Consider the following 21,068-nt stretch of genomic DNA (forward strand, 5'->3'; position numbering starts at 1 on the left):
AATAAATCTCCTGCCTGCTACAAAACTGGGCAAAGTGTTGAACTCTCCTCTAAACTTTACAATCCTTGCTCCACGCCTCATACCTTAGAGGGATAAAAGTCTGATGTCTATTGAAATAGGTATAAGGTTCAATATTTTATGGAATATATCTACGACTGAATACAGATGGATCTAGCCAAGGGGTTTCGGAAGATGGTAGTGAATATTACATAGATAAATTCCATGCACGGTAATCAGGTTACACTTCCAAACCCTGACCTAGAGGCAAGCTGGAGAACAACCGCCCAGCTAACTAAAGCGGATTACGCTCAGGCGGAGCAACACTTTACTCATTTATTAGAAGTAGAAGATTTGGATCAAAATCTAGACCGCCATGTCGAGCGCGTTAATGCTTTTGAGCAAGTCTTAGATTTAGCGATTTCCGCAGCCTACCAGTCAGCAAACTGCTCTAACTTGGCCCGTCTATTTACACAGCAAATTTTGTATCGGATCAATCGCCTAAAGCTGTTTTGGTTTGATGATCTGCGAAATTACTGCAACGAACGCTCCGTTTATCTACAAGACGTGCGGGATCAGATTGAACTGTCCTGGCAGCAGTGGGAAGCCTCACAGCTATCGCTGGAAACGTTGCAAAATCTGGATGTTACCCAAGCACTAACCGACCGAGCCGCTGAGGATCTGGAGCCAGAGCTATCAGAAAATGGCAGATATTTTCAAGAGGAAATGCAAGAAGCAGGGTATCGTCGGTTGCTGGCGATCGCCTCTCTTGACGGCTTGGTAGAAGCCAGTCAACTATCCCGCACCTTGGGCGGCGTTAGCAACGAGATTCACTCTGTGCTAACTCGCCTGCTGGTAGAAGAATACGGAGCAGGTCGGCTCAACCGCAAACATTCCTCCTACTTCACCCGAATGCTAGAGGAATTAGACATGGAAACTGAGCCAGAAGCCTACTTCGGTCTGGTACCCTGGGAAGTTTTGGCAACAATCAACCACAGTTTCTTGCTATCTGAGCGCAAGCGGTACTTTTTGCGCTACGTAGGTGGATTGCTACACACAGAAATCTCGGTCCCTGCTGCCTTCAGCGTTTATAGCAACGCCGCCCAGCGGTTGGGGCTTTCAGAAAACGCTACGGGCTACTGGGATTTGCACATCAAAGTCGATAAATTGCATGGACGCTGGATGCTCGACGAGGTTGCTTTGCCACTGATTAACCAGTACCCCAATGATGCTTGGGAACTAGTGTTTGGCTATGACCAGCAAAAGCTAATGGGCGATCGCGCTGGAGCAGCAGTTGCCGCACTCTGCCGTGAAGCTGACCAAAATGCTTCTAAACGGTTCACCTAACCTGAAGCCAGCTTGTGAGCAAAGCGAGTTGTTTCAGGCAGCCGATACTTTGGAGTACAGGCAAGCACATATTCAATCGATGTTTCCAGACTGATTCGGTGTCCAGGCGAAATGTAAAGCGGTTTTGTGTTGGGACGCGTCCGCAAGACCGCTCCGATTGTTTCGCCTTTGTGTAGCAGGGCTACCCAACTTCCTTTTTGATCTGGCACCTCGCCATGTTTACCAAACAGCCGAGACTTTGCCACTCCGACAGTAGGCAAGTCTACCAACAGCCCTATGTGAGAGGCAATGCCCAATCGACGCGGATGGGCAATTCCCTGCCCGTCACAGAGCAGCAAGTCTGGTGTGATTGTGAGCTGCTCCAAGGCATCCAAAACGGCAGGCACTTCTCGGAAAGACAACAACCCAGGAATATAGGGAAACGAAGTGGGACGGCGGGCAATTGCCTGCTCTTTCAACTCCAATTCAGGAAAACTCAAAACTGCTACCGCAGCACGAGTAGTGTCTCCATTATCCTCAAACCCCACATCAACTCCTGCGACAAAGTCCACAATACCGAGACAGTCGGTAGTGATCACCTGCTCTTTCAGGGATTGTTGAAGGGCGATCGCCTCCTCAGCCGTTTTTGCCCAATCATATTCTTGGTTAATCTTCATGGCGACCACCCTTCTCGTAGCCTTGCCCTCATTCAGGCACATAAAAAATAGGGGCAAGCGACTGCACTTAACCCCTACCAAACGTTATCCTAATTTGTCAGAACTCGGCCAAAAGCAATATTGAGTAAGCAGCGGACGACAAGGGGCTTAAGCCCCTTGTTTCGCGACAGACAACCTCCGTATTGGCTTAGCGACCGACCCCTACATAGCGGAAACCAACCGCTTCCAGTGTTTCTTGATCCAGGAAGTTACGACCGTCAATCATCACCGGGTTGTTCATCAGCTTAGACATTTTGGCGTAGTCAAGCGTACGGAATTGTGCCCAGTCCGTTACGAGAACTAGTGCATCACAACCATCAGCCAAACGCTCTGGATCAGTTTCCACAATCACGTTCGACAGCCCGTGACGCATTCCTGTTTGTGAAACTAGCGGGTCAAAAGCTTTAACTTTGGTGCCCAAACGGGACAAGTTTTCAATCAGGTCAAGTGCGGGAGCGTCTCGCATGTCGTCAGTATCAGGCTTAAAGGTCAAGCCTAACAGTCCCACGGTCTTGCCTTTGAGAATTTTCAGGACTTGCTGAAGCTTCTCAATCGTGATCAGTCGTTGGCGCTGGTTGACACTGACAGCCGCCTTAAGCAGCTGTGCCTCGTAGCCGTAGTCATCTGCCGTATGAATTAGCGCTGAGACATCTTTGGGGAAACAAGATCCACCCCAGCCAATGCCTGCTTGCAAAAACTTGCTGCCGATGCGGGAATCCAAACCGATGCCTTTAGCAACTTGAGTGACATCCGCACCTACGCGATCGCAAATATTTGCGACTTCGTTGATGAAGCTAATCTTGGTCGCCAGGAAAGCATTTGAGGCATACTTCACCATTTCAGCTGAGCTGATGTCGGTGACAACTACAGGCACCGTTGGAAGAGATTGGTCTGCGGCGAACTGACGAGACACAATCGGAGCATACAGCTCTTTCATCATGGCGACCGCCTTCTGACTGTTGCTGCCCAAAACAATCCGGTCAGGGTTGAAGGTATCGAATACCGCTGAACCTTCCCGCAGAAATTCTGGGTTGCTCACCACATCAAAGTCAGCTTCAACCTCAGATGGAGGCAATTCTTCTACAATCCCGCCAGCAGGAACCAGAGACTTTTGCCGCTCAGCAATGCCATCTAGTACAATCATTCGCACCCAGTCACCAGAACCAATGGGTACAGTTGACTTGTTTACAATTACTTTATAGCCGCCATTCAGGTTAGAGCCAATTCCACGGGCAACCGCCTCTACATAACGGGTGTCGCTCTCTCCAGTAGGCAAAGGAGGGGTGCCAACTGCAATAAATAAAACCTCGCCATGAGATACACCAGCAGCCAAATCGCTAGTAAACAAAATGCGCTGATCCTGAATTGCACTCTGCATCAGTTCTGATAAGCCAGGTTCAAAAATAGGGGATTGCCCTGACTGCATCAGTTTGACTTTCTCTTCATTGTTGTCAACGCAAATTACCTCGTGCCCGATGTGCGCTAAACAAACTCCGGTGACCAAGCCAACATATCCTGTACCAATGACACAAACACGCATAGGGGTGCATCCTCGCGAAAGAGCAGGTTAGTGAAACAATGAGTGTGGAAAGAGCTGTAACTAATCCCTACCTAAAGATAGAAATTGTTATTTCTGAAGGTAAGGAATTGTCAGGTTTACTGACAATTCCTCAAAGGGATTACTTTGAAATCGGCTGAGGACTGCGATCGCCAATTCGAGTCCTAAAGTCTTCTACAGTCAACTGCAAACCCTCCTTCAAGGGAACTGTAGGCTGCCAACCTAACCAGGTTTTGGCTCTGGTAATGTCTGGCTTGCGGCGACGGGGATCATCCTGTGGCAGAGTTTCAAATTTAATCTCTACATCAGGATTGACCATTTGCTGCACTGCTTGAGCCAATTGTAAAATCGTGTACTCATCCGGGTTGCCCAAGTTAACTGGACCCGTATGGTCACCATTCATCAACCGCATCAACCCTTCCACCAAGTCGGAGACGTAGCAGAAGCTGCGGGTTTGCGAACCTTCTCCATAGACCGTCAAAGGTTGATTTCTTAATGCTTGCACCACAAAATTGCTAACGACACGACCATCGTTTTCTAGCATTCTGGGTCCGTAGGTGTTGAAAATTCGAGCAACGCGAATTTCTACGTCATTCTGGCGGTGGTAGTCGAATGCCAAGGTTTCCGCAACTCGCTTGCCCTCGTCGTAGCAACTGCGAATACCGATGGGATTAACGTTGCCGCGATACTCTTCTGTCTGCGGATGGACCTCTGGATCACCATAGACTTCAGAAGTGGACGCTAATAAAAATCTAGCCTTGACTCGTTTTGCGAGTCCCAGCATATTCAGCGTTCCCATCACATTCGTTTTGATGGTTTTAACTGGGTTGTACTGATAATGTACCGGAGAAGCTGGGCAAGCCAGATGATAAATCTGATCCGCTTCTAACCGAATCGGCTCAGTGATGTCGTGACGAATCAACTCGAAGTAGGGATGATTCAACCAGCGGAGCAAGTTCCGCTTGTGACCTGTGTAGAAATTGTCTAAACAGATTACTTCATGCTCATCTTCGAGCAGGCGATCGATGAGGTGGGAGCCAATAAAACCCGCACCACCCGTGACTAGGATTCGCATAATTTTGCAGCTACAGTTATTTGAAGTAGGAGGGCTGAATTGTTCAAAATGGTCGCTAGACCTGCACCCTCGCCAGCCAGGATTTAAGCTTCAAGCTAACCTGGAATCAAAGTATCGTCCAGTCCTGACAATGTTGTTAGCGCTTTGTAAGCAACTTAACAGAGATTTAAGGTCTGATGAGGACATAGGGTGTATGGTTCACCAAATCTTCAACGCTCTATTAATCGTTGTTGAAGAATTTTACAAACTCAAGTTCCCCATGTCCGCTACAAATATGCAAGTGTCGAAAGGTTGATTTTGAAATCGAAAACAAAAATGGAGGATAGGCGATACTATCCTCCATTTTTTTCATTAACCTTCGTAGCTATAGCTACATATCTCAAGGCATCTAAAGCAGGAAGGGAGTAAACCACTAAAGTTTTAGCACTGCCATAAATGCTTCTTGAGGTACGTCTACTGTCCCAATTGATTTCAAGCGTTTCTTACCCTTCGCCTGCTTTTGCAATAGTTTTTTCTTACGACTGATATCACCGCCATAACATTTAGCTAGTACATCTTTACGTAAAGCCGGAATGCTTTCACTGGCAATAACTCGACTGCCGATAGAGGCTTGAATCGGAATTTTAAACTGATGACGCGGGATCAGTTCTTTGAGCTTCTCGACCAATGCTTTGCCGACGTAATAAGCCTTGTCGCGGTGAACGATGGTCGCTAAGGGATCAACTGGATCACCATTGATTAGAATGTCCAGCTTGGCTAAGGGGTTTTCTCGGTAGCCAATCAGATGATATTCCATGCTGGCGTAGCCTCGCGATCGCGACTTCATCTGGTCAAAAAAGTCAGTCACGACTTCTGCCAGAGGCAATTCGTAGGTTAGGGTAGTGCGTCCCTGAACCAGATATTTCATGTCTTTAAAGTCGCCGCGCCGATTCTGGCTAAGCTCCATCAGAGCTCCAACGAACTCCTCCGGCGTGATCATATCGACTTTGACGTAGGGTTCCTCAATTTTTTCACGCTGTTGAGGATCGGGCAGGAGACTGGGGTTGTCGATCATGACAACTTCACCATCAAGTTTCGTGACCTGATAGATCACAGATGGCGCTGTTGTGATCAGATCCAGCCCATATTCGCGCTCCAAGCGTTCCTGGACGATTTCCATGTGTAGCAGACCCAGGAAGCCACAGCGAAAGCCAAAGCCCATTGCGCTGGAGGTTTCCGGCTCATACTGCAAAGCGGCATCGCTGAGGCGCAGCTTTTCGAGAGCTTCGCGTAAGTCTTCAAACTGATCGGCATCAGTGGGAAACAGCCCACAAAATACCATTGGCTTTGCTTCGGTATAGCCGGGCAGCATAGCCGAGGCAGGATTTTTTGCCTGGGTGATAGTATCACCGACGCGGGCATCTTCAACCGATTTGATGGCAGCGGCAATGTAGCCCACTTCCCCAGCGTGCAGCTCTTCGACCTGAATTTGGGTTGGGGAAAGCACGCCCAATTCGTCGATTTCGTACTCTTTCTTAGATGCCATGAGTCGGATGCGATCGCCCTTCCTCACCGTTCCATCCATCACCCGAAAGTAAACAATTACACCCCGGTAGCTGTCGTAATAGCTGTCAAAAATTAAGGCACGGAGCGGCTCTTGAACCGTATCTTGCGGCGGCGGCACTAGATAAACAATTGACTCCAAGATTTCGTTAATTCCAATTCCTTCTTTAGCTGACGCAAGGATTGCACCGCTGCAATCGAGTCCAATAATTTCTTCAATTTCTGATTTAACTCGCTCGGGGTCAGCGCCAGGCAAATCAATTTTGTTTAAAACTGGAATAATTTCCAGATTATGTTCTAACGCCAGGTAGACGTTTGCCAAGGTTTGCGCTTCTACCCCTTGGGAGGCATCAACCACGAGCAAGGCCCCTTCGCAAGCGGCAAGCGATCGCGACACCTCATAGGAAAAGTCAACGTGACCAGGGGTATCAATCAGATTTAGAACGTATTGCTGCCCATCTCTGGCGGTGTAGTTCATCCGAGCAGCTTGCAATTTGATGGTGATGCCCCGTTCTCGCTCCAACTCCATGTTGTCGAGAAACTGCTGCTTCATCTCGCGATCGCTAACAGTACCAGTTACCTGGAGCAAACGATCTGCCAGAGTAGACTTGCCGTGATCAATGTGGGCAATGATAGAAAAATTACGGATACGAGAGACGGGTACGTCAGTCATAGACCTCAGCAAACGAGCAAAAAATAAGAGTAGTAGATAAAGCAGGCTGCCACTTAAAAACTTTGGGACAAGTGTCTGCCTTTTAATCTTGCAACACAGATGAGGTAGCTTGCCCCTAATATCTGCCTGCAAAGCCTGTACTGACCTCGCCTAAATACCAAAGTTACTTAAAGTATTGTAATGCTTCCCTATCAATCAAGCATGTTTTAGCTTTTTATCAAGATTTTTAGCTATGGGAGAACATGCAGAGTAAGCTTCTGACCTAATAGTTCTCCCTAGCAAGGGTAAGATTGTGATCAGGGCCGACTAAGGCAGCTTAATTAGAATCCGTGATTCCATCCTAATTTGTAGTCTTGCCGAAGAGTGCAGCGTAGAATAACGAATTAGTGGAACTTGAAGTGTCCCGCGTCAAAAAGAGGACTTCTTTATTTTATGAATGAACCTGCTGCCAATTCTGAGCAGTTATCGGACAAAGTAAAGCTCTCAATCCAAATGGATGCTGAACTCCTTGACCAGATCAGCCATCTGACTAACGACCCCAGTAAGGTGATTGAGGTCGCTGTCAGGCAATGGTTGCGTGGGGGTGCGCGGCGAGATGACGACCTGACTCGGACACTACAGCGTAATCCACCTGTTCCGCCGCGGGGTGAGTGGAATGACTAAAAATGACTAAAAGCTATGTAAACTCAACTCAAACCAACCTGTGTTTGTAGGAAAGTTAGCTAGATTAGTGACTAGAAGTGACTAGAACTTGGTTAACAAAGTGGGTGACACTTCTCCAAATGCGGGTAAATTGGGTGAGGGTAAAAATCTAAATCCCGTTTCAAAGTCTTGATTTGGGTACAGGTATCTGCTGGTTGCATCTATCTTCAGCTAATTTAGGCAAATGCTTAATCCTTACATCTTGTAGTTTCCAGTTCTGCGCTGATGACTCCGCACAGTGATTCTATGCTTCCCCTGACTGAGTCTACAGACTTGATAGCTGGCAAAAAGCATGACGGCTGCTTAAATACTCCTGGCATTGACCTGGTTTTTACTCAGGATGTTACAGGTCAATATTTGTCGTTTTATTGGCGAGACGCATCTCACTACCATTTGGATTTAAGCCAAGTAGTTGGGCACCGAATTGGAGAAGCGTTTAGCCCAGTGGCGATCGCCCCTTATCTCAATCGAGTGCGGCACGTTCTAGAACACCTGACCCCTGAAAAATTTAACTATCCCTTCCGCTGCGCTGATCAACATCTGGTGTTTGACCTGACCATCAGCCCAATTTTGATGCCTCACGGTACAGCAACTAGTATCATCGTGACTGGGCGTTTACTCTACACTTGCCCAGAAAATCAGGCACTAGAGCTAATTGATTCTTTAGTTCATCCCGTTGCTATTGCGAACCCGGAACGATATCAAAAACTGCTGACCCAAGTTGCCTGGAACGTTCGCCGCACCCTCGACCTACAACTCATCTGGCAGCAGACTGTAAGCGGTCTGGGTGAAGCCCTTGCCGTGAGCCGCTGTCTGGTCTGCTCCTATCAACCGCTCGATACCGAAGTAGAAGTCGTTGCTGAATATTGCCAATCCGACGTTGAGTCAATGCTAGGTGCAAGGCTACAGCTAACCGAAGAACTTCATCTCGGTCAAGCCTTGGCAACGCTAAAGCCAGTTTTTTTGACCTGTACCGATCAGTCAATCAATCAAAACTACTCAGTCTTAACAGTTGCAACCTGCTACAAAGACCAGCCTAACGGGTTAATCATTCTGCACCAGTTTGACCAAAACCAGGCTTTAAGCGAAGTAGAAATCAGGCTGGTGCAGGAGCTTGCCGATCAGGTTGGCACCGATATTGCCCATGCGACCCTGTTTGCAGAAAGCCAAACGCTTGCCGTTGAGCTGCAAGAGGCAAATGCTAGGCTGTTGCAAAAGCATCGAGAACTGGAAGAAGCCCGCCATCAGGCAGAAGAAGCCTCTCGGCTGAAAAGCGAGTTCTTGGCCAACACCTCTCATGAACTGCGAACTCCCCTGAACGGCATGATCGGCTTTTTGAAGCTGATTATGGACGGCATGGCAGACGACCCAGCCGAGCAAAGCGAATTTATTCAGGAGGCTTACCATTCAGCCGTTCACTTGCTCAGCATCATCAACGACATTCTTGATATCGCCAAGATTGAAGCAGGCAAGATGGAGCTAGACCTGAATCCGGTCAAGCTAGACGATCTGCTCAGTGACGTAGAGAACTTTACTCGAACCCAAGCTCAACAGAAAAACTTGAGCTTTGAGATTCGCACTCCGGCAACCCGCGATGAAGTGATTTTGATGGGCAACTATCAGCGGTTGTTGCAAGTGATGCTTAACCTGGTTGGCAATGCTATCAAGTTTACTCATCAGGGCGGTGTAACGATTAGCGCTGAAGTAATCCACAAAAAAGTTGTTGTCCAAAACCAGGAGAAACCTGGCATGGTCAAGATTAGCGTTGCCGATACAGGCATTGGCGTTTCTCTGGAAAAGCAGGACAAACTGTTTCAATCTTTTAGCCAACTAGACGGCTCTCGCACACGCCAATATGGCGGCACAGGTTTAGGGTTAGCCATTTCGCAGAAACTTGTAGAAGCGATGAGCGGGGTGGTGAACTTCTACAGCATGGGCGAAGGGTTGGGTTCTACGGTCACGTTTACGGTGCCGCTCTATCAAGATCCTGTGATGACCTCTGCCCAGATTGGCAATGCAGCTGATTTATTGCTCTAGTAAATTATTGAATTTTGGGTGTGGATTTGAGGGCTGGAGCAATACCTTCGCGCTCAGATTTATCTTTGGTTTAGGTTATCCACTCAGCCAAAGCGCTATAGTGAGGGATTGCACGGAAGTTCAGAGTGTGTCAGAGTTTTAGCCATGACTATGGGAAAGCGAACACAAGCGGCAGAGCTAGAAGTCCGTCTGTTGCGAGAAGGAATTATTGAATCAAGGCATCACGTTCATGCGGTTGTGTGTGATGACCGGGGGCGGGTTTTGTCAGTGGCAGGGAATTCGGAGACGGCTGCTTTTGTTCGTTCGGCGTTGAAGCCTTTTCAAGCCCTGGCGGTGACGACGACGGGCACGATGGAGCGCTATAACCTGAGCGATCGCGACTTAGCAATTATCTGTAGCTCTCATAAGGGCACGATTGAGCAGGTCAGGCAGGTTTTTAACATTCTTTGGCGTGCTGACATCGATCCGTCAATGCTGCAATGCCCGATTCCTGAAGGAAAGCATAGCCCTTTGCAATACAACTGCTCTGGAAAACACGCTGGGATGTTAGCAGTTTGTCAGCAACGCAGCTGGTCGTTTAATAGTTATCTTCAGCGCAACCACCCAGTTCAGCGATTGATTCTGGGCAAAGTTGCTGAGTTGCTGCGAATGCCTGCAGAGGAATTTATCAGTGCTCACGATGACTGTGGCGCACCCACCTACTTTATGCAGCTAGGGCAAATGGCAACTTTGTATGCCCTGCTGGCTTCAAGAGACAACCTGGATATGGAACGCATTGTCCGAGCAATGACCCATCACCCAACGATGGTGGCAGGGGATGGCGAATTTGACACGGAGTTGATGCGTTTGTCAGAAGGGGAACTGGTAAGCAAGTCCGGTTCTGAAGGAATTCAGTGTATTGCCAGATTGGGCGAAGGGTTGGGGCTGGCGATCAAGGTGCTGGACGGGGCAAAGCGAGCCAAATACGCAGTAGCAATTCACATTTTGAAACAGATGGGCTGGATCAGTCCGACGATCGCTGAAACCCTATCAGAAACCTACATGACCCAGGGTAACTTTAAGCGGTTAGATGTCGTTGGCGAGCTTTCTTTGCTCTGACCTGCAAAAAAACAAAAAAAGAACACCACATTTGCAAATAACCTGCTATAGTTAGAAGGGCGATGCGGGGTAGAGCAGCCTGGTAGCTCGTCGGGCTCATAACCCGAAGGTCAGTGGTTCAAATCCGCTCCCCGCCACCAAATGAACGAAAGCCCTGTGACTTCTTAGTCACAGGGCTTTTGTGTATGAAAAATCATTAGCGATTTTGACCATTCCTCCAGAAGCAGGGCTGGGACTCAGTAGAATGAAAGTACTAGCGAAGGCAAACGCAGGATTGAGAGGCAAAGGTTAAATGGATTTTAAGCTGCGGAAACCCATTTTGGTGGGAGGGTTGGGGTTGACGGCTGGGGTTTGGTTACTGCACGGACTCAACCCTGGAGTTGCTGATTTTAGCGGTACTGCCATTTGGGGGGCACTTGCTCTCAGTTCTGGCTTTTGGTGGCTACGCAAGCGATCGATCAAACCGCTCGACCTGACGGTTCCAGCGATACCTGTTGATCGGACTGCTGTAGAAAAAGCACTGTCCGCAGTTGAAACCTTAGTGAAGCAACTGGCAGCAGAAACTAACACAGGAACTCAGACTGCCGCTCTCACCAGCTTTCAGGAGAAACTGACCCAGCTAACCGCTGAACTAGAACGCAATGAAGTTCGTTTGGCGATCGCAGGCGGTCAATCTGTTGGTAAGACAGCTCTAACTCAATATTTGACTGAGAACTGGGTACCTCAACCCCAAAAGATTTCTATCAGTGACACCGTTGGACTTTTTGCTGAACCTGGAGAAGCTGGGGAAACGCTCGCACCAGAAGTTGATTCAGCCGATTTAGTGCTGTTCATCACGGCTAGCGATTTGACCAGCCCAGAGTATCAGACGATCCAGCAGTTGCTAACGCGACAGCAGCGAGTTTTGCTGCTGTTCAATAAACAGGATCAGTATTTGCCTGATGAGCGTCCATTGGTGTTGCAACAGATTCGGGCACGGGTACAAGGACAACTGGCTACAGAAGATGTGATGGCGATCGCCACTGCTCCTGCGCCGGTTAAAGTGCGGCAATACCAGTCTGGAAGCGTTCAAGAGCGACTGGAGCAGCCTACCGCTGATGTAGCTGGGTTGAGCGATCGCCTGACTCAAGTTTTGGCAGAAGAAGGTCAGCGATTGGTCTTATCTACCGTGCTGCGTCAGGTCAATTTGCTCAAACTCGATGTTCAGAATGCGTTGAATCAGATGAGACGCGATCGCGCCCTACCTCTAATTGAGCAGTCTCAGTGGATTGCTGCTGCTGCTGCCTTTGCCAACCCTGTCCCAAGTTTAGATTTGCTGGCGACTGCTGCAGTCAATACTCAACTGATTGTTGACTTGGGCGAGATTTATCAGCAAAAGTTCTCCTTGCAGCAGGCAAAAACAGCTACAGGTACGCTAGCTGACCTGATGGTTAAGCTGGGCTTGGTCGAGCTATCTGCTCAAGCGATCAGTCCTTTGCTCAAGAGCCATGCCGTCACCTTTGTAGCGGGTGGTTTGATGGAGGGACTGAGCGCTGCCTATCTGACTCGCTTAGCAGGGCTTAGCTTGATCGAGTATTTCCAGGAGCAAAGCTACGTCCTTGACCCAAACGCAGCCCCTTTCCAGGTTGGTCGTTTGACTCAAAAACTGAAAGCCGTATTTCAGGACAACCAACGAACAGCTTTCCTCCAAGCTTTGGTGCAGCAGGGAATTAGCCGCCTTGCCCCAGCGCCAACGCCAGCGCTCCCTGGTAGTGCAGCTAAGTAACTTGATGGCATCCCATAGAGTACGGCAGGCTAGTCAGCGATTGTTGATTAGCCTGCTGATCGTTGAAGCGCTAATTTTGCTGGTTTATCTAAGCAGCATTCGGGCGACGGGCACGGCTTATCCGCCATTTGATTTTAATGGTCAGGCTACGGTGCCATCTTTGCTGCAAGCGCTGCATTTTTTGGCGATCGCTCTCATCATTCTATGGATATTAGGACAGCGATATTTCCATCAAGTTTCTATTCAAAAATCAAACGGTTTTGCTCCGGAGAAACTATTTAGCCGCTCCCAAAAATCGCCTGCCCAAATTCCTTCTCTGGCTTTCCTCATTACCTTCGCAGTGTTAGTTTTTTATGCCGCAGTTGATGAAGTTTTCAAAATTCATTTGCAGCTTCATCGACTACTAGCAGGTCAAAACTGGAAATGGCTTTACCTCAATCTGTTTGCAGGCATCATGGTATGGCATGGACAGGACTTCATTCGACTTTGGCGGCAATCTCAAAGAGAAACTTACCTAGTACTGCTAGGCATTGCGATTTTTGTTCTGGGTGGATACGGGTCTGAAATTCTTAAAGATTTTCTGCTTGACGCTGGCTCTTACCAAAGCATTGAACATGAAACAGTTTTGGAGTTACCAGTTGAAAACTTGAGAATTGCCTACGAAGAATTATCAGAATTAATTGGCGAGAATTTGATCCTTTACGCTTGTCTTCAGTTTGTTGGTAAGCGTTTAGAACTAGGGAAAGTAGTTTAACAGAGTTCTTGACAGTAAAACTTTGCTTTTTCGAGTAAAAGTGCAGCACTTTCTGCGTCTGACAAACCCGTGACATCAACACTATAAATCGGCACTTTCCGCTTTTCTAAATCGTATTGATAGGTTTTGTCGTAGTACTCCAGAATCAGGTCAAATGCCTCGGTAAGCTGACGCTGTTGGAGCAGGGCGATCGCCTGCTGAGTTCGCAATCCACCTAAACGCTTGCGAATTCGTTCTGTTGCACCAATCAATTCCTCGATATTTGCTGAGCCATATACCTCTACTAAAAGCGCTAATCGCTCAGCACGTGGGCGAACCACCTGAATAATCGGAGCCTGTATCATTTGCTGGAATAGCGGATCAGGTACCCGACAAATGCCGATTCGACAGCTTTCGGCTTCAATCCAAACGGGTTGGGCTGGGTCAAAGTTAGACCAGGCGATCGCCACTCGATTCTCAAAATGCTCATTCGAGGGCTGCGGCGGCAGACCCAAACTACCAAAACTGCTGCCTCGATGACTTGCTAGTTGCTCCAGATCCAGGGTTTGTGCACCCTGGGCTGCCAAGGCAGTGAGAATGTTAGTTTTGCCAGTTCCCGTCATGCCGCCCAAGGTAATGATTGGCTTAGGTGTTTGGCAAGCGTTCAGCGCCCAATTGCGAAAAGTTTTATAGCCACCTTTTAGCGTAGAAACTTGGAATCCAGCCATCTCCAGCACCCAAGCGACGGCTCCGCTCCGCATTCCGCCACGCCAGCAGTGAATCCGAACCTGTTTGTCGGGTGCCAAGGCTTTTGCCTGGGTGATGAAGTTAACGAATTTTGGACCCGCGATCGCAAACCCCAACTCCACTGCCTGCTCTCTTCCCTGCTGCTTATAACAAGTCCCCACCTGTGCCCGTTCTTCATCCGTAAACAAGGGAAAGCTCTTGGCATTGGGAATGTGCCCCTGAGCATACTCATTAGGACTTCGCACGTCCAGGATGATGCCCGGTGTGTTGAGGAAATCGGAAATCGGGAAGGAGTGGGGCATGGAGGGGCTAGGGACTGGGGACTAAGGGTTAGGATTCTAGGGAGCAGCATCTTGCCCGCTCGCTAGTTCTACGTTAGGAGAACTTCAGAAATTACCCTATCTATTGACTATCGTAATGGGGAGCCTGCTCTGAGCGGAGGGAAGGACGTTACCGATAATGTGGCTATGAGGGTATCCCGCAGATTGCAGGCAGGCGAGACAGTCGCTAGCGCGATCGCCAGGAACAGCAGCCAGCAGCCCACCCGATGTTTGGGGATCAAACAGCAGGGGAAATAGGGCATGACTGCTTACCTGATCGAGATTTTGAATTTGGCGGGAGGCTTGAAGGTTTTGAGCATAAAGAGAACTGACAATACCTTGCTGGAGCGTATTTTCTGCACCATCCATAACTGGGATCGCTTCCAGATTTAATTCGACGGAAGCTTGAGAAGAACGAAGCATTTCTGCCAGGTGTCCTATGAGTCCAAAACCAGTGATGTCGGTGCAGGCGATCGCTCCATGTTCCCGTAAACAGGCTGACGCTGCTTGATTAGAAAGCAACATAGACTGAATTGCAGCTTCGATCCAGCGTCCTTTTGCCTTCAGTTGCATATCGGCAGCAAACAGCGTCCCAGTACCCAGCGCTTTGGTCAGAATCAGGACGTGTCCGGGTTTCATGCCGCTCTTTCTTAAGAGGTGATCGGGATGAGCCAATCCATTGCATGACAGTCCGAATGCTAAATCTGGGCCTTCGCTGGTGTGTCCACCAACCAGGACAGCCTGAGCTTGATTGAGTGTTTTTACTGCACCTGAAAGCAGTTGATATAAAGTTTCTTCGAGTTTGGCTGGGGTGGCGTAGGGAAGGGTGGCGATCGCCAGCGCACTCTGTGGCTCAGCCCCCATTGCAAAAAGGTCACTCAAGCAATGATTGGTGCTGATCTGCCCAAATAGGAAAGGATCGTCGATCAGGGCGCGAAAATAGTCCACCGTTTGCACCATTGCCTGTCCTGCTGGCACCTGTAGAACAGCGGCATCCTCAGCAGCATCTAGTCCAATCAACACATCTTTTCGACTTGTCCAGGCTTGCTCTTGCTGAACGCGCTTTAGAGACTTCTCTAAGGTTGAACTGCCAACTTTGGAACCACAGCCTGCACAGGGCATGGAGGACGGGGGGTTGGAGATTGGGGAGTAGGGATTAGAGATTGGGAGTTGAGGGTTAAGGGCTGGCTCTCCCATTGGCTTGAGGTGAGTGAACTGGCGCATGAATTTGCGATCGATACGGTCTTTCCAGCGCCAGAGAAGGGGAGAGGGCCCAACGGCGAAGGGATCACGGGAAGCGAGAGCGGCGCGATCGCCCGTTCCTACTAAAATCAAGTACTTCTTTTGCGGAATAAATGGCTTGAGCGGTTTGTTGAGCAGCGCATTGCGGAGATTTTGAAATAGCGGTTTGCCCTGACGGACAGCAAACACACCTGCCTTGGGGCGTGGGTGGCTTACCATTGTGGCGACATCTCCAGCGGCAAAAACCTGAGAATGAGAGACAGATTGCAGCGCGTCGTTGACCTGAATGAATCCTTGGGCATTGGTTGCTAAGCCTGACTTACTCAGCCAGGGAGCGGCGGCAGCTTGTGTCACCCAGAAAACGCGATCGCACTCTACGTTTAGCCCTGATTCGCACCTGACCAACCCTGGCTTAACCTCAGAAACGCTCTCTTGCAGGTGCAGCTCTAGACCGCGATCGCTCAAAATCTTGCCTAGCTGTTGACCCACCCAGGGATTGCGATCGGGCAACAGGCGACTACCCCGATGAAACAGGTGCAATTCCAAGTTGGTCAAAGGCTGTCCAGCAGCCTGATAAATCCGCTGTAGATGCGCCTGCACTGACAGTGCCAGTTCTACCCCGCCTGCTCCCCCTCCGACGATGCCTAGCCTGAGAGGTTGATGGGGAGTTTGGGTGACCGCTTCTACCAGTTGTTCCCAGTAATGCAGAAATTGGGAAATGGGTTTAACTGGGGTGGCATGTTCCAAGGCTCCTGGAACGGGTGATGCAGTTGGCGTGCTGCCAATATCGATGGAGAGCAGGTCAAAGGCGATCGGCGGACGGTTGGCACACAGCACTCGATTTTGCTCTAGATCTAAACCGATCGCTCGATCAATGACCATTTGCGCCTGAGCAAATTGGCTCAGAGGGCGCAGATCAATATGGCAATCATCAAAACTGTAAAGCCCTGCTACATAGCCAGGCAACATTCCTGAATAGGGTGTGTGGGCAACATCGGTGATCAGCGTCAACCGCACACCGAGCAGCGGCTTCATGCCAAATTTTTTGAGGGCGATCGCATGACTGTGCCCGCCTCCAACCAATACTAAATCTCGAACGATTGGCTGCGATCGCTGCTTTCCTGCTTCCACCAAACACTACCTCATTGGAGTTAAAAAGTTACTGAGTAATAAAACCTTTTCAAGGTTTCAGTAGTTTCACGCGTCGTTTTCATAAATTTTCTTCAAGTAGCTTTGATCTTAATACTTTTCTTCCGTATAAGTACGAGTTTTTGTGAGTAGAAATGAATTTTAATCGGCAGCAAAACAATGAAAATATTTTTTGAAAGATAAAACTTTCTTAGTATTTGTTATTAGGTATAATCAAAACTCATGTCATCGTTTGAACAATTTATAGCTAGATGCAATAAACTCAACAAAGACATGTCAAACTAACTCGAAGTGATCACACGATTCATAAAAGGCAGAGCTTTCAAGCTCTTATACGAGTTTAGGAGTAGTATTTAGGACAGATTTTTTATCGAAAAGAGGCTATTACATAGCTATGGGAATTGATACTTACTCTACAGTTTTAAAATATCTGGACTACTCGGCTCAATTTATTAGGTCGAACGGTCAACATAATTGATAACTGCGCCCAAAGATCCATTTTGGACATTTCTTACAATTAGGTTCCGATGGACAAAAAAATCATTTTGATCGCAGATGATGAACCTCAACTGAGGCTCTTGGTACGAACAACACTTGAGGACGAAGATTACGACATCTATGAAGCTGAAGATGGACAACAAGCCTTGGAAATTGCAGCTCAGATTAGCCCTGACCTATTTCTGCTGGACAACATGATGCCCGTGTTGGATGGGATTTCGGTGTGTAAAGCGCTTCGCGAAAACCCAACCTTTCGCGATCGCCCAATCATCATGCTGACTGCCAAATCACAGCAGCAAGACATTGCCATCGGTAAAGCTGCGGGAGTCAATCACTATTTCACTAAACCCTTCAGCCCACTAGAGCTTCTGACATTGATCGAAGAAATTCTTGCTTGATAAGCGATACCCAATTAATGCCCATGATTGAGCAACTTTTTAGGTTCTGGTCTAGGCTGTCAATCCGTAGCAAAGGCACAGTCGTAATTGCTCTCCCCATCCTGTGCCTAGCGATCGCCATAGGAATCTCCAGCTTGCTCAGCCGACGAGTAGAACTAGCCGAACAGGAAGTTAAGCACACTCAAGAAGTGCAGCTACACTCCGAACAAATCCTGCGGCTCCTGGTAGACGCAGAAACAGGGGTGCGGGGCTATTTGCTAACCGGAAACTCAGAGTTTCTCGAACCTTACTCCAATGCTCAAGACAAGCTGCTAGATGCTGTTGAACAACTAGAGTCGCTCAGCCAACAAAACCCCAACCAGTTGAACCGAGTAGAGGTAATCTCTAAACTCGTTGATCAAAGGCTCGTCTCGCTTCAGCGTAATATAGCGCTGCTCAGTCCCTCTAGGGGTACTGCCGTGCTGGCAGCCGAGGGAGAACGCTTGCAGACATTGATTCGAGGAAAGTCTGCAATGGACATGCTGCGTAAGAAGCTAGGGGAATTTATTGCTGTCGAAGAAAACCGGCTAGCAGAACGACAACAGATTTTAGAACAAGAAAGAGAACTGAGCAGAGCAGCACTTTGGCTAGCTGGAATCATTGGCATCGTGGGGGGCTTGGGAGCCAATTATCTCTATACCGTTAGTGTTGTTCGCCGAATTCACCGACTCCAGCACAATGCCCTTGCGGTCGCGGCCGGAGAGGCTTTAGCTGAACCGATCCCAGGAGAGGACGAAATTAGCCAGTTGGATCAGGCACTTTATGCTACAGCCGATCAAATTTCCCAGAAACAGGATCGGCTGCAAGCTGCCAACCGTCAAATTGCTGAAGCAGCTCGAAAAGAAAAAGCATTGCTCGATAATTCGCTAGATGTGATTTGTTCAATCGATGGGGAAGGCCGCTTTGTAGAAGTCAGTCCAGCTTCTCTTAAGACTTGGGGCTATCTCCCCTATGAGCTAATTGGTCGATTTTACGAAGAGTTTGTGGTGCCTGACGATCTGGAAAAAACGCGGGCGATCGCCACCGAAGCTCTTGCAGGTAAATCCATCTCAGGTTTTGAAAATCGCTACGTTCGCAAAGACGGCTCTTGGATAGACATTGTTTGGTCTGCCAGCTGGTCTACCACTGAACAACTGCTATTTTGCGTTGCCCGCAACAACACAGAGCGTAAAGAAGTCGAGCGACTGAAAAATGAATTTGTCTCTACAGTCAGCCATGAGCTGCGGACTCCGCTGACCAGTTTGCGCGGCTTTAGTGAAATCCTGTTGCGTAAGGCTTGCTCTCCTGAAAAGCAGCGGCAGTATCTCACCATCATTCAAAACGAAAGCAAGCGTCTGACCAATCTGATTAATGACTTTCTCGACCTTCAGCGGATTGAATCAGGCAAACAAAACTACGACTTTGCCCCAATTGACGTGGTACCTCTGCTACATGAGACAGTAGACCTATTTGCTGGAACAGATAAACTACACGTGATTCGAGTTGAAGCTCCAGATAGTTTGCCAGACGTAAAAGCAGATAGCGATCGCATCCGTCAGGTACTTTCCAATTTAGTCTCCAACGCCATTAAATATTCACCAGATGGCGGAGAAGTCGTAATTTCTGCGGTTCAACAAGATGCCCTCGTCCAAATCAGCATCACCGACCGGGGAATGGGCATGGCACCCGAAGCAATGGCACGCCTTTTCACCAAATTCTACCGAGTAGACAACGCCAACACCCGCAAGATTGGTGGAACGGGATTGGGGTTAGCGCTGGTCAAAGAGATTATCGAAGCTCATGACGGACAAGTCTGGGTAGAGAGCGAACTGGGACAAGGCAGCACCTTCTTCTTCACCTTGCCCCAAGCCATTCAGGGAACCAAAGCCATTACAAATGGAAACCATTCCTCGGGGGCGATCGATATTTTGCTAGTCGAAGACGATACCGCCTTTACCGAACTTTTGCGAGAAGAATTTAGCCACACAGGTTTACACATCGTTTCCACCGCATTTGCAGAACAAGCTTTGGAACTGATTCAGCAACATTTACCCCGTCTGATATTTCTCGACATTTTGTTGGCTGGAGAAATGGACGGATGGGACTTTCTCGTTGCCATTAAGGGCGATCGCCAACTTGCATCACTACCCGTCATGGTGATTACCATGACAGAACCAAACACTAAAGGACTTGTCTTTAAGGGTGCTGAATATTTGCCTAAAACGGCTGCTCCTGAACTGTTGCAGCAGGCAGTCGAACATTACTTACCGCAGTCCTCCAGCAAAGTTCTGTTAGTTGTGGATGATGATCCAAACTTCCGCCAGCAGGTGATCGAGTCTCTCGATGAGACGGCAGACGTACACTTTATCGAAGCTGAAAACGGCAAACAGGCGCTTGAGTACATTCAGCAGCAGTTACCTGACCTGCTGATTCTCGATTTGCTGATGCCACAGATCAATGGGTTTGAAGTGCTGCAGTTCCTGCGTTCAGACCGAAATACGCTAACGCTTCCAGTGTTAGTTATGACTGGGGCTGACCTGACTTCAGCCGAAAAAGCCTACCTCAAACAAGGGTTGGCAACCCTGGTTAGCAAACAGGCGGTCGGCACAGAAGCCTTGATTCAAATTGTTGAGCAAACACTAAGCGTTGTGGGGAGAGCGCGCGGGTGAGGGTCAACTGAGTTTACAGCTAGTCAATTAGTCTATAGATTATGGATATCTTGTTTGAGCAACAGGAATTCTAGCTGGTTTGTCATTTGTCGCTCGTCGCTTGTTTGCGTCTGCCAAGGACCAATGACCGATGACCAATGACGAATAACCAATGACCCCTTTAGTCAGGCAACGCAAGCTCTCATGGAAAAAACAGGAACTCCCATCGGCAGCTACGCTCCTGATTTTGAGCTGCCGGGAATCGACGGCATGGTGCATCATCTAGCTCGCTACCTGGAGAAAGCTCCTGCAGTGGGCGTAATTTTTATGTGCAACCACTGCCCCTACGTGCAGCTATATCTGAGCCGTTTAAAGCAGATTCAGTCTGATTTTCAAGGTCAGGGATTCACGTTGATTGGGATCAATGCCAATGACGATAAGCGCTATCCCGATGACAGTTTCGAGAATATGAAACAGTTTGCAGCAGAACAGCAGCTTAATTTTCCTTACTTACGTGATGTCACGCAGGATGTTGCCAAAACATTTGGAGCCGAGAGAACACCAGAAGCGTTTTTAATCGATCGCTCAGGTATTCTCCGCTACAGTGGACTGATTGATGACAACGCTCAAGACCCGGAGACAGTTCGAGTAACTTATTTACGAGATGCGATCGCCCAACTCTTGACCCACGGCTCAGTTACAGTACCTTCCACTAACTCAGTCGGCTGCTCCGTCAAATGGCGGCAGTAAAAGTGGCTACCTAAATTTCACGGAATTACACCTGTGCTGTTATCTTAGGTGGAGCAACCTGAGTTAAAAATTGTCA

15 protein-coding genes and 1 tRNA gene are annotated in these 21,068 nt (G+C 48.5%); 10 read left to right on the plus strand and 6 right to left on the minus strand.

The annotated features are described in order from the left end of the window. Positions 1-222: 222 nt before the first annotated feature. The gene (locus H6G00_RS24995) at positions 223-1,344 is read left to right on the plus strand and encodes an iron-containing redox enzyme family protein (RefSeq protein ID WP_190798816.1); all 1,122 of its coding nucleotides are present in this window, start codon (positions 223-225) and stop codon (positions 1,342-1,344) included. On the opposite strand, the gene nfi is transcribed toward H6G00_RS24995, so the two are convergent. From nfi to lepA, 4 genes are all read right to left on the minus strand, one after another. After that, positions 1,341-2,000 carry a deoxyribonuclease V gene (gene nfi / locus H6G00_RS25000; RefSeq protein ID WP_190798817.1) on the minus strand — a complete coding sequence of 220 codons (660 nt, stop codon included), beginning with the start codon at positions 1,998-2,000 and terminating at the stop codon, positions 1,341-1,343. The two genes, H6G00_RS24995 and nfi, sit on opposite strands and share 4 nt — an antisense overlap. Before the next feature lie 187 nt (positions 2,001-2,187). Further along, positions 2,188-3,579, minus strand: a complete 1,392-nt coding sequence (locus H6G00_RS25005; protein WP_190645145.1) for a UDP-glucose/GDP-mannose dehydrogenase family protein — start codon at positions 3,577-3,579, stop codon at positions 2,188-2,190. A 139-nt stretch (positions 3,580-3,718) separates the two neighbouring features. Beyond that, a complete protein-coding gene (locus H6G00_RS25010; protein WP_190645144.1) occupies positions 3,719-4,672 on the minus strand; it encodes a UDP-glucuronic acid decarboxylase family protein in 954 nt (317 codons plus the stop codon). A 412-nt stretch (positions 4,673-5,084) separates the two neighbouring features. After that, complete coding sequence (gene lepA / locus H6G00_RS25015) at positions 5,085-6,887, minus strand: translation elongation factor 4 (protein ID WP_190798818.1); 1,803 nt, start codon at positions 6,885-6,887, stop codon at positions 5,085-5,087. A 432-nt stretch (positions 6,888-7,319) separates the two neighbouring features. Here lepA and H6G00_RS25020 point away from each other — a divergent pair, with 432 nt between their 5' ends. The 6 genes from H6G00_RS25020 (at position 7,320) to H6G00_RS25045 (ending at position 13,243) form a co-directional block, all read left to right on the plus strand. After that, the gene (locus tag H6G00_RS25020) at positions 7,320-7,550 is read left to right on the plus strand and encodes a hypothetical protein (protein ID WP_190645142.1); all 231 of its coding nucleotides are present in this window, start codon (positions 7,320-7,322) and stop codon (positions 7,548-7,550) included. A 285-nt stretch (positions 7,551-7,835) separates the two neighbouring features. Further along, positions 7,836-9,626, plus strand: a complete 1,791-nt coding sequence (locus H6G00_RS25025; protein WP_199314053.1) for an ATP-binding protein — start codon at positions 7,836-7,838, stop codon at positions 9,624-9,626. Positions 9,627-9,770: 144 nt separating this feature from the next. Beyond that, complete coding sequence (locus tag H6G00_RS25030) at positions 9,771-10,724, plus strand: asparaginase (protein WP_190645140.1); 954 nt, start codon at positions 9,771-9,773, stop codon at positions 10,722-10,724. A gap of 63 nt (positions 10,725-10,787) precedes the next feature. Then, positions 10,788-10,864 (plus strand) — tRNA-Met (locus tag H6G00_RS25035). A 152-nt stretch (positions 10,865-11,016) separates the two neighbouring features. Then, the gene (locus H6G00_RS25040) at positions 11,017-12,489 is read left to right on the plus strand and encodes a DUF697 domain-containing protein (RefSeq protein ID WP_190798819.1); all 1,473 of its coding nucleotides are present in this window, start codon (positions 11,017-11,019) and stop codon (positions 12,487-12,489) included. A gap of 4 nt (positions 12,490-12,493) precedes the next feature. Beyond that, entirely contained in the window at positions 12,494-13,243 is a 750-nt protein-coding gene (locus H6G00_RS25045; protein ID WP_190798820.1) for a hypothetical protein, read from the plus strand. On the opposite strand, the gene mnmH is transcribed toward H6G00_RS25045, so the two are convergent. Further along, the gene (gene mnmH / locus H6G00_RS25050; RefSeq protein WP_190798821.1) at positions 13,240-14,271 is read right to left on the minus strand and encodes a tRNA 2-selenouridine(34) synthase MnmH; all 1,032 of its coding nucleotides are present in this window, start codon (positions 14,269-14,271) and stop codon (positions 13,240-13,242) included. The two genes, H6G00_RS25045 and mnmH, sit on opposite strands and share 4 nt — an antisense overlap. A gap of 96 nt (positions 14,272-14,367) precedes the next feature. Further along, entirely contained in the window at positions 14,368-16,662 is a 2,295-nt protein-coding gene (gene selD / locus H6G00_RS25055) for a selenide, water dikinase SelD (protein ID WP_347278223.1), read from the minus strand. Between the two features lie 545 nt (positions 16,663-17,207). On the opposite strand from selD, the gene H6G00_RS25060 reads away from it, so the two are divergent. The 3 genes from H6G00_RS25060 (at position 17,208) to H6G00_RS25070 (ending at position 20,992) form a co-directional block, all read left to right on the plus strand. Continuing rightward, positions 17,208-17,576, plus strand: a complete 369-nt coding sequence (locus H6G00_RS25060; RefSeq protein WP_190798822.1) for a response regulator — start codon at positions 17,208-17,210, stop codon at positions 17,574-17,576. A 23-nt stretch (positions 17,577-17,599) separates the two neighbouring features. Further along, positions 17,600-20,263, plus strand: a complete 2,664-nt coding sequence (locus H6G00_RS25065) for a response regulator (protein ID WP_190798823.1) — start codon at positions 17,600-17,602, stop codon at positions 20,261-20,263. A 183-nt stretch (positions 20,264-20,446) separates the two neighbouring features. Beyond that, positions 20,447-20,992 (plus strand): thioredoxin family protein, encoded by a 546-nt coding sequence (locus H6G00_RS25070; RefSeq protein WP_190798824.1) that lies wholly within the window; start codon positions 20,447-20,449, stop codon positions 20,990-20,992. Positions 20,993-21,068: the final 76 nt, after the last annotated feature.

It is taken from the genome of Leptolyngbya sp. FACHB-541 (assembly GCF_014695875.1).
Taxonomy (GTDB): domain Bacteria; phylum Cyanobacteriota; class Cyanobacteriia; order Elainellales; family Elainellaceae; genus JAAUTN01.